The sequence below is a fragment of the Pseudomonas sp. SID14000 genome (assembly GCF_002165135.1).
Taxonomy (GTDB): domain Bacteria; phylum Pseudomonadota; class Gammaproteobacteria; order Pseudomonadales; family Pseudomonadaceae; genus Aquipseudomonas.
Genome location: NZ_NFZQ01000001.1, coordinates 502,811 through 515,678 on the forward strand (window position 1 = coordinate 502,811; position 12,868 = coordinate 515,678).

The following is a 12,868-nucleotide window of genomic DNA, read 5'->3' on the forward strand; positions in this document are numbered from 1 at the left end:
GTCCTGCGGGCCAGAACGGCGACAGGCATGGTCGCCAGGCAACCGGATCAGTATCCTAGCACCTCCTGGCCCGCCGACGCTAAACCCAGCGGGCCGTCGAACAGGTTAAACACCGTATGAATGCTCTAGCCCGCCGCGCCGCTGGCCTGTTGCTCGGCACGCTCTGCCTGCCGCTCGCAGCCTTCGCCGCCGATGTGCAACCCACCCACGAATTCATCCTCGACAACGGCCTGAAAGTGGTCGTGCGCGAGGACCATCGCGCCCCGGTGGTGGTCTCGCAGATCTGGTACAAGGTTGGCTCCAGCTACGAAAGCCCGGGCCAGACCGGCCTGTCCCACGCGCTGGAGCACATGATGTTCAAGGGCAGCGCCAAGGTCGGCCCCGGCGAGGCCTCGCGCATCCTGCGTGACATTGGTGCCGAAGAAAACGCCTTCACCAGCGACGACTACACCGCCTATTACCAGGTACTGGCCCGCGACCGCCTGCCGGTGGCCCTGGAGCTGGAGGCCGACCGCCTGGCCAGCCTGCGCCTGCCCGCCGACGAGTTCAGCCGCGAAATCGAGGTGATCAAGGAAGAACGTCGCCTGCGCACCGACGACCAGCCCAACGCCAAGGCGTTCGAGCTGTTCCGCGCCATGGCCTACCCGGCCAGCGGCTACCATACCCCGACCATCGGCTGGATGGCCGACCTGGAGCGCATGAAGGTCGAGGAACTGCGCCACTGGTACGAATCCTGGTACGCCCCCAACAACGCCACCCTGGTAGTGGTCGGCGATGTCACTGCCGACGAGGTCAAGGGCCTGGCGCAGAAGTACTTCGGCAGTATTCCCAAGCGCGCCGTGCCACCGGCCAAGTTGCCGCTCGAACTGGCCGAACCGGGCCAGCGCCAGCTGACCCTGCACGTGCGTACCCAGTTGCCGAGCCTGATCTACGGTTTCAACGTACCTGGCCTGCCTACTGCCAAAGACCCACGTACGGTGCATGCCCTACGCCTGATCTCGGCGCTGCTCGACGGCGGCTACAGCGCCCGCATGCCGGCACGCCTGGAGCGCGGCCAGGAGCTGGTGGCCGGTGCTTCGTCCAGCTACAACGCCTTTACCCGCGGTGACAGCCTGTTCCTGATCTCGGCCACGCCGAACGTACAGAAGCAGAAAACCCTCGCCGATGTCGAGAAAGGCGTCTGGCAGTTGCTGGATGAGCTCAAGACCACCCCACCAAGCGCCGAAGAACTGGAGCGCGTACGCGCCCAGGTCATTGCCGGCCTGGTTTACGACCGCGACTCCATCAGCAGCCAGGCCACCACCATCGGCCAGCTGGAAACCGTAGGCCTGTCCTGGAAGCTGATCGACAGCGAGCTGGATGAGCTCAAGCGCGTTACGCCGCAGGACATCCAGAACGCCGCGCGCACCTACTTCACCCGCGAACGCCTGAGCGTTGCCCATGTACTGCCCGAGGAGTCCGCTCATGAGTGATCGCCGCACACCACGCCCAACCCTGCTGGCCACGTGCACCCGCGCCCTGGCGCTGGCGGCGGTGCTGGCCGCCCCGGCCATGGCCGACAACGCCGCCAAGGCCGACAGCAATGCGGCTCGCCCGGCCAACACCTTGCAGTCGCTGGCCGAGCTGGATGGCAAGGCGCCCAGCCGGCGCCAGTTGAACATCCAGCACTGGAACACCGCCGAAGGTGCCCGGGTACTGTTCGTCGAAGCCCGCGAACTGCCGATGTTCGACCTACGCGTCACCTTCGCCGCCGGCAGCAGCCAGGATGGCGGCACGCCAGGTCTGGCCGCCCTGACCAACGCCATGCTCAACGAGGGCGTGGCCGGCAAGGATGTGACTGCCATCGCCAAAGGCTTCGAGGGCCTGGGCGCCGACTTTGGCAACGGCTCCTACCGCGATATGGCCGTGGCCTCGCTACGCAGCCTCAGCGCCAAGGACAAGCGCGAGCCGGCGCTCAAGCTGTTCACTGAAGTGGCCGGCAAGCCTAGCTTCCCCGAGGACGCCCTCAAGCGCATCAAGAACCAGATGCTCGCCGGCTTCGAATACGAGAAGCAAAACCCCGGCAAGGTCGCCAGCAAGGCGTTGTTCGCCAATCTCTACGGCGACCACCCCTACGCTCACCCGAGCGACGGCACCGCCGAGAGCATCAATGCCATCAGCCTGGCACAGCTGCGCGCTTTCCATGCCAAGGCCTACACCGGCGGCAACGCAGTCATTGCCCTGGTCGGCGACCTCAGCCGTAGCGAGGCCGAAAGCATCGCCGCCCAGGTATCCGCCGGCCTGCCCAAGGGCCCGGCACTGGCAGCACCGGCCCAACCTGCTGAAACCTACCCGAGCCTCAACCACATCGATTTTCCGTCCACGCAGACACACCTTATGCTCGCCGCCCTGGGTATCGACCGCCAGGATCCGGACTGGCCAGCGCTATCGCTGGGCAACCAGATTCTCGGTGGCGGTGCCTTCGGTACCCGATTGATGAGCGAGGTGCGCGAGAAGCGCGGCCTGACCTACGGCGTGTACTCGGTATTCAGCCCGATGCAGGTGCGTGGCCCGTTCATGATCAACCTGCAAACCCGTGCCGAGCTCAGCGAAGGTACGCTCAAACTGGTACAGAGCATTCTCGCTGATTACCTCAAGGCCGGCCCCACCCAGCAGGAACTGGACGACGCCAAGCGCGAGTTGGCTGGGAGTTTCCCACTGTCCAATGCAAGCAATGCGAGTATCGTCGGCCAACTGGGCGCCATCGGTTTCTACAATCTGCCGCTGACCTGGCTGGAGGACTTCATGCAGCAGTCCCAGGCACTCACCGTCGAGCAGGTCAAGGCAGCCATGAACAAACACCTGTCAGCGGATAAACTGGTGATGGTTACCGTGGGCCCGAAAGTGCCACAGAAACCGCTGCCTGCCCCCACTGACAAGCCCTCCGAGCAGCCGCTCGGGGTACCGGAGCACTAATGCCAAGATCCACCCCTCCCGCTCGCCCGCAACCCGGCCAAAGCAAGGGCCAGGGCCATCTGCGCATCATCGCCGGCGAATGGCGCAGCCGCCGCCTGTCGGTGCCGGACGGAGAAGGCCTGCGGCCAACGCCCGACCGCGTGCGCGAAACCCTGTTCAACTGGCTGGCACCCTATATCGAGGGTGCCCGCGTGCTGGATGCCTTCACCGGCAGCGGCGCCCTTGTGCTCGAAGCCCTGTCCCGCGGGGCCGAGGACGCCGTCGCACTGGACAGCAACCCTGCGGCCATTGCCAACCTGAAGAACAACCTCGAAATCCTGCGCTGCCCGCGCGGGCAAATCCTGCAGACCGACGCCCTGCGCTATCTGCAAGGCCCGGCCAAGCAGCAGTTCGACGTGGTGTTCCTCGACCCGCCGTTCCATCAGAACCTGCTGGCCGACACCTGCAACCTGCTGGAACAGAACCAGTGGCTGCGCGAACAGGCGTGGGTCTATACCGAAAGCGAGGCGGCACCATCGGCTTTGCAGTTGCCGGGCAACTGGCGCCTGCACCGCGAGAAGAAGACCGGCCAGGTGCACTACGCACTTTGGCAACGGGGTTGATCCGGTAACTCTGGCCTGCCGTATTTAGTTACCACAAACCCGCCGCCTTCATGGCTGAAGCTGCTCCTTCGATTTCTGCAGGAGCACTTCAACCATGACCGACCACTCCGCCCCTCCCGCGCCGGCAGGCTCGGTACACACCTTTACCCTCGCCAACGGCCTGCGCGTCTACCTGCGTGAAGACAACCGCGCGCCGCTGGTCAGCGTGCAGCTGTGGTACCACGTAGGCTCCAGCTACGAGCCCGAAGGCCACACCGGCCTGTCCCATGCACTGGAGCATCTGCTGTTCGAAGGCAGCAGCAAACTGGCTCCTGGCCAGTATTCCGCCCTCATGAGCCACTTGGGCGGTGACCCGAATGCCTTTACCTACGCCGATGCCACGGTCTTTCCGCTGACATTGCCTCGCAACCGCCTGGAGATTGCACTGGAGGCCATGGCCGACGTCATGGCCAGTGCCACCCTCAGCGACGTGCCTTTTGCCCGTGAACTGGCGGTGGTCATGGCCGAGCGACGCGAGGATGTCGACAACAGCCCCTTGGCCCTGGCACTTGAACATCACCAATTGCTGGCCTATGGCGACAGCGGCTATGGCCCCCCCGTGACCGGCCATAAGACCGACCTCGGCCATATGACCCCGGCGGCGGCGCGCACCTGGTACCAGACCTGGTACCACCCCAACAATGCCACGCTCGCCGTGGCCGGTGACATTGCGCTGGCCCAGCTACAAAAGCTGGTGACACGGCACTTTGCAGCGATCCCCGCCAACCGCCTGCCAACACGGCAAATACCAACAATGCCCTCAGCGCAGGTTCGGCGCTTCCAGACCCTGCGCTGGCATGGCCTGTACACCGGCGTGATCATCAGCTTCAACCTTCCCAGCCAATGCACTGCGCGCTCGAGCTCACAAGCCTACGCGCTGCGTCTACTGCCGGAGATCCTTGCTGAAGGCCACGCCAGCACGCTACAGCGTCTGTTGGTGCTGGACGCTCCGCTACTGCAAGGCCTGAGAGCGACCTATGAGCCTTGGCAGCGCGGTGACAGCCTGCTGACCCTCTACGCGTTCTGCAGCCCACAGGTTACGCCGGAGGCTGCCGCAGAAAGGTTGATGCTGGAAATCGAAGCGTTCCGCCAGTCTGCCCCCTCCAGGGAAGACCTTGAACGCGCCAAGGCTCGCCTGCTGGCCAGGCAACTGTTCGAAAGGGACGACATCGGCAAACAGGCAGAGGCCATCGGCAAACAGGCCGCCTGCGGCCTGGACCCCATTGCCCTGGACGATGAACAGCAAGCCATCAAAGCCGTGACAGCCGAGCAGGTAGGCCTGGTTGCGCTGGAGTTCCTGACTGAAGCCCGTGCGGCCATTACCTTCATGCACCACAAGGAGAGCACCGATGAATGACATGATCGAGCGCACGCCGCAGCTGGCTGTAACCAACGGAAATTACAATGGCTTGGTCTCGGCCCAGGGCGTTGACCTGGACCAGCTCGAACCCCTTCGGACACAGGTGCAGACATGGACCACGGAGGCAGGCACAGGCGTGAAGTTCGTCGAAACCCGCGGGTTGCCTATCGTCGATGTGGTATTACGGTTCAAGGCCGGCACGACCCAGGACACCTGGCAACCCGGCCTGGCAGCCTTGACGCTGTACACGCTCGACGAGGGCAGCCGGCGCTATACCGGTGCCCAGCAGGCGGAGCGCATGGAACGCCTGGGCGCGATCATGGAAAAGCAGATACGCCTGGAGCACGCAACGCTGAGCCTGCGCAGCTTGAGCACGAAGACGATACTCGAGCCGGCCTTGGAAGTGTTTACCGACCTCGTGGCACACCCGGCTTTCCCCACGCCGGCCCTGGAGAAGATCAAGCGTCAGCTCGTGCAGCACAACGCATCACGTGAACGGCGCCCCAACCTCAGGGCGCGCAGCGAGGCGTTTCGTCATTTGTTCAAAGGCCATCCCTATGGCAACCCGCTGGGCAGCACCATTCAAGGCGTGGACGCCGTCAGCCCTGAAGACTTGCGGGCATTCCACCAACGCGCCTACAGCGCCAGCAACCTGGAAATGGTGCTTGTCGGAGACCTGGCTCTGAGCGAGGCCCAAGCCATCGCGCAACAGGTCAGCCAGGCTTTGCCGCAAGGCTGGTCCGCTGTCGACCTGCCAGCCGTCCCGGCAGCGACACCCGCAACCATCAATGTCGAACAGCCCGGTGCCAGCAGTGCAGTGCTTGTGGCATTACCCATGAACGTCCCCGCCAATGACCCGGAATTCCAAGCCTTGGTCCTGGCCAGTGAGGTGCTGGGTTCAGGCCTCGAATCGCGTCTGATGATGGAACTGCGCCAACGTCGCGGGCTGACCTACGGTATCTACAGCCATGCATCGCCATTGAGTTCCGGTGGGTTGTTCACCATTGAGTGGGAGGTCGCGCCACGCTACGTGCAAGGCACGCAAGAACTGGTAGCAGCCGCGCTGCGCGATTTCATCGAGCACGGGCCAACCCAGGCCGAACTAAAGTTGGCACGCAAACAGCTGGCTGGCCAGTTGCTGCGTGGCATCGCGCAGAACAACAGCCTCGCAGCATTGCTCACGGAGATCACCCAGCAACACCAACCCGAGGACCACCTGAACAGCTACATTGAACGCATCGAAAGGCTGAGCCCGGCAGATATTCGTGCGGTAATGCAGCGCCGGCTCGACCTGAACTGCAAGGTCTTGGTCAGTGTCGGCCCACGTGTCGACCAGCAGCCGCTGCCAGCCACCGACCAATAGCGCAGGTACAGTGGCGCTGTTTCATGGCACTCTAGGCATGCACATCACGAGTCGCCCAGCATGCCCAGCCCCAGCGCCACATTCCGCCCGGCCATCGGCCTGTCCAACCCCCACCTGCAAACCCTGTGGGGGCCACTGTGGCGCAAGCTGCCTGAATTGCAGCGCAACCGCGAGCGGCTTTGGCTGGCCGATGGCGACTTCATCGACCTGGACTGGCACGGCCCGCACCAGCCCCACGCGCCATTGGTGCTGGTGCTACACGGCTTGACCGGCTCGTCCCACTCGCCCTACGTCAAAGGCTTGCAGCAAGCGCTGCAAGGCCGCGGCTGGGCCAGCGTGGCGGTGAACTGGCGCGGTTGCTCGGGCGAGCCCAACCTGCTGCCACGCAGCTACCATTCCGGCGCCAGCGAAGACCTGGCCGAAATCGTCAGCCACCTGCGCGCCCAGCGCCCGTTAGCGCCGTTGTATGCGGTGGGTTATTCGCTGGGGGGCAATGTGCTGCTGAAATACCTGGGCGAAAGCGGTGTCGCCAGCCAGTTGCAGGCTGCGGTGGCAGTGTCGGTGCCGTTTCGCCTGGACCACTGCGCCGACCGCATCGGCCAGGGCTTCTCAAAGGTGTACCAGGCGCATTTCATGCGCGAGATGCTGGCATATGTGCAGCTCAAGCAGCGGCACTTCCACGACAAGGGCCAGCATGAACAGCTGGCGACGCTGCAACGGCTGGGGCCGCTGGGCAACCTGCGCACGTTCTGGGACTTCGACGGCAAGGTCACCGCACCGCTGAACGGCTTTCGCGATGCGCACGACTACTACCGCCGCTCATCGAGTCATTTCTTCCTCAGCCAGAACCGCACGCCGACGCTGATCATCCATTCCAGTGATGACCCTTTCGTATCCGGCCACAGCCTGCCAACGGCCCGCGAACTGGCGCCGCAGACCCGCTTCGAACTGCACAGCCGCGGCGGCCATGTGGGCTTTGTCGACGGCAGTCTGCGCAACCCGGGGTATTACCTGGAGCGGCGGATTCCACAGTGGTTGGTAGAGGGCCGGTAATTACCTGCCTGACGCCATTACAATGTGTATTGCTCAAAATCTGGATCTTGCACGGTACCCTGTGGGAGCGGGTTCACCCGCGAACACCGGCAACGCCGGTGCCATCCACCGCGCCGGATTCTTCGCGGGTAAACCCGCTCCCACAGATTTCCTGCTTAGAACTGCCGATCTTTTTACTCGCCAGTGGCTACGCCACGCTGCGGATCGTTGATCCACTCACTCCACGACCCGGCATACAGCTTGCCCAGCGGATACCCCGCCAACGCCAGGGCAAACAGGTTATGACACGCCGTCACCCCTGACCCGCAATACGCCACCAACTGCTCCGGTGCCCGCCCGGCCAGCTTCTCGGCGAAACGCTGCCTGAGCTGCTCCGGCGGCAGGAAGCGCCCGTCAGCATCCAGATTGTCGGTAAAGGCCGCACACTGGGCCCCCGGAATATGCCCCGCCACCGGATCGATCGGTTCCACTTCGCCACGGAAACGCGGCAAGGCACGCGCATCGATCAGGGTCAGGTCAGCGCTGCCCAGGCGCTTGCCCAGGTGCTCGGCATCGATCAGCAGCTTGCCATCCGGCTCACCATTGAAGGTACCTTCACGCTTGGCCGGCGGGTCCAGGCTCAGCGGCAGGTGCGCCGCATGCCAGGCCTTCAGGCCACCGTCGAGGATCGCCACGCTGCTGCGTTTGCCCAGCCAGACCAGCAGCCACCAGGCACGGGCGGCATAAGCGCCGGGGCCGTCGTCGTACAGCACCACCTCGCTGTCATTGTCCAGGCCCCATTCACGCAGGCGCTCGACCAGCCGGCGGGCATCCGGCAATGGGTGACGCCCGGTGCGCCCCTTGCTCACCGGGCCGCTGAGGTCACGCTCCAGGTCGGCAAAGTGCGCCCCGGCAATATGCCCCAAGGCATAGCTGCGTTGGCCATAATCCACATCATCGAGGGCAAAGCGGCAGTCGAGTATCACCAACTTGGGCGAGCCCAGACGCTCGGCCAACTGCTGCGGGGTGATCAATTGCGCAAGGGGCATGACAATCTCCTGATCGATGGCGCTAAGGCCCTGGGCTAGTGCTCCAGGGCCTGGTTGAACGGTACATGGAATTCCTGGCACAGGGCGTCCACGGCATTGCGGGCGTTGTCGGTGACGAAGCCGAGTTCCAGCACCAGTACCTGGTAGACACCGCGCTTGAAGGCTTCTTCACCCAAGTGCGCGGAATGTTCCCGCGTGGTACTGAGAAAACGTACCCAGGACGTCAGCACGATCCAGGCGTTTATGGTCAGCGATTCGATCTGCGCTGGTGCCATGGCCAGGATGCCCGCCTCGACGAAACCACGGTAGATCGCCTGGCCTTGGCGCAGACAGCGCTCGGAAAAGCGCCGGTATCGGGCAGCCAGCTCCGGGTCGCTATCCAGCAGGTGCTCCAGGTCACGGTGCAGAAAACGGTAGTTCCACATCGCCGCCAGCAGGGCCTTGAGGTAGAAGCGCTTGTCCTCCACGGTAGCCGCGCGGCCTTGTGGCGGGCGCAGGAAGCTGTCCACCAGTTCTTCGTACTGGCTGAACAACAGGGCGATGATCGCCTGCTTGTTGGGGAAGTGGTAATACAGGTTGCCGGGCGAAATTTCCATGTGCGCGGCAATGTGGTTGGTACTGACGCTGCGTTCGCCCTGCTGGTTGAACAGCTCCAGGCTGTTCTGCACGATGCGCTCTCGGGTCTTCATGCGCGGGGCCATGCTCAGCTCCCAGTCTGCGGGCCTTCATCAAAGGATCATCTTACGGCGTATTGGCGGTGGAATGCACCGCTCGACAGCACCGAAAAATTCGCACCATCGCACAAATTAGAGTATAGGCTCTAGGGGTTCCAGCCCGGATTCGAAACCGCCATGAACTCGCCCAGTGCCTTCCCCCCTGTGCAATACGACCTCGACCTTGGGGCGACGTTCGCCTACCAGCGCCAGGCCTTTGCCAACAACCCGTTGCCGCCGGCGGCGCAGCGGCGCCAATGGCTGAAAAGCCTGCGTGAAGCCTTGCTGGCCGACCAAGCCAGACTGATCGAGGCCATCGGCCGGGATTTTGAAGGGCGCAGCGCCGACGAGACCCTGCTGGCCGAGTTGCTTCCCTCGGTGCAAGGCCTGCGCCACGCCGAAAAGCACCTGCAACGCTGGATGCGCGCCAGCCGGCGCCGGGTCGGCCTGGCCTTCCAGCCGGCCAGCGCGCAGGTGCGCTATCAACCCTTGGGCGTGATCGGCATTATCGTGCCGTGGAACTACCCGCTGTTTCTTGCCCTCGGCCCGCTGACCTGTGCCCTGGCCGCCGGTAACAGGGTCATGCTCAAGCTCAGCGAAGCCACGCCCGCCACTGGCCTGGCGCTGAAGCAGTTGCTGGAGCGGGTGTTCCCCAACGACCTGGTCAGCGTGGTGCTCGGTGAGGTCGAGGTGAGCCAGGCCTTTGCCCGCCTGCCGTTCGACCACCTGCTGTTCACTGGCGCCACCAGCGTAGGGCGCCAGGTAATGCTGGCCGCGGCGCACAACCTGACCCCGGTCACCCTGGAGCTGGGTGGCAAGTCACCGGCCATAGTCTCGGCCGACGTACCGCTGGACAGCGCCGCCGAGCGAATCGCCTTCGGCAAGACCCTCAACGCTGGGCAGACCTGCGTCGCCCCCGACTACGTGCTGGTGCCACGCGAGCGGCTGGAAGCCTTCAGCGACGCCTACCAGCGTGCCGTACGCCAACTGTACCCGCGCATCGCCGACAACCCCGACTACACCGCCATCATCAACCAGCGCCAACTGCAGCGCTTGCAGCAACTGCTGGACGATGCCCACATCAAAGGTGCGCAGGTGCTCGACCTGTACCCCGGCGAAACCCGCCAGGGCCGGCGCCTGCCGCCACACCTGCTGCTGGGCGTGAACGACGGCATGCAGGTGATGCAGGACGAAATCTTCGGCCCGCTGCTGCCGCTGGTGCCCTACGACAGCCTCGAGCAGGCACTGGCCTACATCAACCAGCGCCCACGCCCGCTGGCGCTGTACTACTTCGGCTATGACCGCGCCGGCCAGGAGCAGGTACTGCGTCATACCCACTCCGGCGGAGTGTGCCTGAACGACACCCTGCTGCACGTGGCCCAGGACGACTTGCCGTTCGGTGGCATCGGCCCTTCAGGCATGGGCCATTACCATGGCCATGACGGGTTCCTGACCTTCAGCAAGGCCAAGGCGGTGCTGGCCAAGCAACGCTTCAACGCTGCCCGGCTGATCTATCCACCTTATGGCAAAGCCCTGCAGCGCCTGGTTTTCAAGCTGTTCATCCGCTGAGGGACGGCCCATGCACCGCCGCGACCTACTGCGTTTCAGCCTTGGCGCCAGCGTCTTTCTGGCCGGTACCAGCCTGGTCGGCTGCAGCGCACAAACAGCCGCGACGGGCTACCAGGTACTGCGCGACGACGACCTGCCGCTACTGCGCGCGATGATCCCGGTGGTACTGGCCGGCACGCAGGCCGCCGAGACACTGGTTCTGCACAGCCTCGACCACAAGCTGGCAGCGCTGTCGCCAGAAATGCTCAAGCTTACCCGGCAGTTGTTCGACGTGCTCAGCCTGCCGCTCACCCGTGGCCCCCTGACCGGTGTCTGGGGCGCCTGGGAACAAGCCAGCGCCGAGCAGGTCATGGCCTTCCTGCAACGTTGGCAGGACAGCTCGCTGAACCTGCTGCGCATGGGCCACGCCTCGCTGCTGCAATTGCTGCAGATGGCCTGGTACGAACGCCCCGAATCCTGGGCCGCCTGCGGTTACCCGGGGCCACCGAAAATCTGAAAACTACAAGAGCAGCACCAATGCCTGTCCCCGACCCCTTTCGCCAAGGCCAGGAACGCGGCTGGATCACCCACGACGCCTCGCGCCTGGAGCACGACCTCACGCTGGAAGCCGACGTTGCCGTGATCGGCAGTGGTGCCGGTGGCGCTACCAGCGCACAGATACTCAGCACTGCCGGCTTCAAGGTGCTCCTGATCGAAGAAGGCCCGCTTAAGACCAGCAGCGATTTCCATCTGCTGGAAAACGAAGCCTATGCCAGCCTGTACCAGGAAGGCCTGGGCCGCATGAGCAAGGACGGCGCCATCACCATCCTCCAGGGCCGCGCCGTGGGCGGCACCACGCTGGTCAACTGGACCTCGAGCTTTCGCACCCCGCCACAGACCCTGGCACACTGGGCCTGCGCCCACAACGTGAGCGGCCTGGGCGAGGAGCAAATGCGCCCTTGGTTCGAACGCATCGAGCAGGAGTTGGGCATCACCCCCTGGGCTCTGCCACCGAATGCCAACAACGACGTACTACGCCGTGGCTGCGAACAACTGGGCTACCGCTGGGCGGTGATCCCACGCAACGTGCGCGGCTGCTGGAACCTGGGCTACTGCGGCATGGGTTGCCCGGTGAACGCCAAGCAATCGATGCTGGTGACGCGTATTCCCGCCACCCTCGAACAGGGCGGCGAGCTGCTGTACCTGGCTCGGGCCGAGCGTTTCGAACACAACGGCGAGCGCATCCAGGGCCTGACCTGCCAGGCGCTGGATCCCCACGGCATACACCCCACTGGTCGGCTGGTTCGCGTGCGTGCGCGCCACTACGTCCTTGCCGGGGGCGGCATAAACAGCCCGGCCCTGCTGCTGCGCTCTACCGCGCCCGACCCGCATGGCCGCCTGGGCAAACGTACCTTCCTGCACCTGGTCAACTTCAGCGCAGCACGCTTCAACGAACGTATCGACCCCTACTACGGCGCCCCGCAGTCCATCTATAGCGATCATTTCCAATGGCAAGGCGGCAGCGACGGCCCGATTGGCTACAAGCTGGAAGTGCCACCGCTGCACCCGGCCCTGGCCAGCACGCTGCTGGGCGGGCATGGCCGCGAGAATGCGCAGCGCATGGCCGAGCTGCCACATACCCACGTGATGCTGGCGCTGCTGCGTGACGGCTTCCACCCGCAAAGCCAGGGCGGTGCTGTGGAACTGCGCGGCGATGGCTCACCGGTGCTCGATTACCCGGTCACCGACTACCTGCGCGACGGCCTGCGCCGCGCCTATCGCAGCATGGCGCAGATCCAGTTCGCCGCCGGCGCCACCCAGGTCACCCCCGTGCACAGCGATGCCAGCGCCGCGTCCAACCTGGAACAGGCCTTGGCCATGATCGACAAGTTACGCCTGGAGCCGTTCCGCACGCGCCTGGGCAGTGCCCACGTGATGGGTGGCTGCGCCCTCGGCGACGACCCGCGCCAGGCGGTGTGCGACAGTCTGGGCCGCCATCACCAGCTTGAAAACCTGTCGATTCACGATGGCTCGCTGTTCCCCACAAGCATCGGCGCCAACCCGCAACTGTCGGTGTATGCCATCAGCGCCAGGCTCACCGAAGCGCTGGTCGCCCGCCTGGCACACAGCGCATGACAAGGAACCAGGCCCCTGTCTATAGTGCCATCAGCCGGCCGCATGACTTGGCCGGGGCGCCGTCGCTGCGC

General features: G+C 64.6%; 11 protein-coding genes. 9 read left to right on the forward strand and 2 right to left on the reverse strand.

Annotation, left to right across the window (positions count from 1 at the left end):
* Positions 1-116 precede the first annotated feature (116 nt).
* From CAY82_RS02255 to CAY82_RS02280, 6 genes are all read left to right on the forward strand, one after another.
* Positions 117-1,472, forward strand: a complete 1,356-nt coding sequence (locus tag CAY82_RS02255) for a pitrilysin family protein (protein WP_087499752.1) — start codon at positions 117-119, stop codon at positions 1,470-1,472.
* A complete protein-coding gene (locus CAY82_RS02260; protein ID WP_087499753.1) occupies positions 1,465-2,955 on the forward strand; it encodes a pitrilysin family protein in 1,491 nt (496 codons plus the stop codon). Before CAY82_RS02255 ends, CAY82_RS02260 begins: the two co-directional genes overlap by 8 nt.
* Positions 2,955-3,557 carry a 16S rRNA (guanine(966)-N(2))-methyltransferase RsmD gene (rsmD, locus tag CAY82_RS02265; protein WP_087499754.1) on the forward strand — a complete coding sequence of 201 codons (603 nt, stop codon included), beginning with the start codon at positions 2,955-2,957 and terminating at the stop codon, positions 3,555-3,557. Before CAY82_RS02260 ends, rsmD begins: the two co-directional genes overlap by 1 nt.
* Before the next feature lie 94 nt (positions 3,558-3,651).
* On the forward strand, positions 3,652-4,953 hold the full coding sequence (locus tag CAY82_RS02270) for a pitrilysin family protein (RefSeq protein WP_087499755.1): 1,302 nt from the start codon (positions 3,652-3,654) through the stop codon (positions 4,951-4,953).
* Positions 4,946-6,319 carry a pitrilysin family protein gene (locus tag CAY82_RS02275; protein WP_087499756.1) on the forward strand — a complete coding sequence of 458 codons (1,374 nt, stop codon included), beginning with the start codon at positions 4,946-4,948 and terminating at the stop codon, positions 6,317-6,319. Before CAY82_RS02270 ends, CAY82_RS02275 begins: the two co-directional genes overlap by 8 nt.
* Before the next feature lie 60 nt (positions 6,320-6,379).
* Positions 6,380-7,372, forward strand: a complete 993-nt coding sequence (locus CAY82_RS02280) for a hydrolase (protein WP_087499757.1) — start codon at positions 6,380-6,382, stop codon at positions 7,370-7,372.
* A 173-nt stretch (positions 7,373-7,545) separates the two neighbouring features.
* Here CAY82_RS02280 and CAY82_RS02290 read toward each other — a convergent pair whose 3' ends face one another.
* Positions 7,546-8,400, reverse strand: coding sequence for a sulfurtransferase (locus CAY82_RS02290; protein WP_087499759.1), 855 nt, complete (start codon positions 8,398-8,400; stop codon positions 7,546-7,548).
* Positions 8,401-8,435: 35 nt separating this feature from the next.
* The gene (locus CAY82_RS02295; protein ID WP_025340981.1) at positions 8,436-9,101 is read right to left on the reverse strand and encodes a TetR/AcrR family transcriptional regulator; all 666 of its coding nucleotides are present in this window, start codon (positions 9,099-9,101) and stop codon (positions 8,436-8,438) included.
* Positions 9,102-9,251: 150 nt separating this feature from the next.
* Between CAY82_RS02295 and CAY82_RS02300 the strand changes: the two genes are divergently transcribed.
* Genes CAY82_RS02300 through CAY82_RS02310 form a run of 3 tightly spaced genes read left to right on the forward strand, consistent with a single transcriptional unit; the run spans position 9,252 to position 12,797 of the window.
* Entirely contained in the window at positions 9,252-10,682 is a 1,431-nt protein-coding gene (locus tag CAY82_RS02300) for a coniferyl aldehyde dehydrogenase (protein WP_087499760.1), read from the forward strand.
* 10 nt (positions 10,683-10,692) lie between these two features.
* Positions 10,693-11,178: a twin-arginine translocation pathway signal protein gene (locus CAY82_RS02305; RefSeq protein ID WP_087499761.1), complete on the forward strand. Its 486-nt coding sequence runs from the start codon at positions 10,693-10,695 to the stop codon at positions 11,176-11,178.
* A gap of 20 nt (positions 11,179-11,198) precedes the next feature.
* Positions 11,199-12,797, forward strand: a complete 1,599-nt coding sequence (locus CAY82_RS02310; protein ID WP_087499762.1) for a GMC family oxidoreductase — start codon at positions 11,199-11,201, stop codon at positions 12,795-12,797.
* The last annotated feature ends 71 nt before the right edge of the window (positions 12,798-12,868 follow it).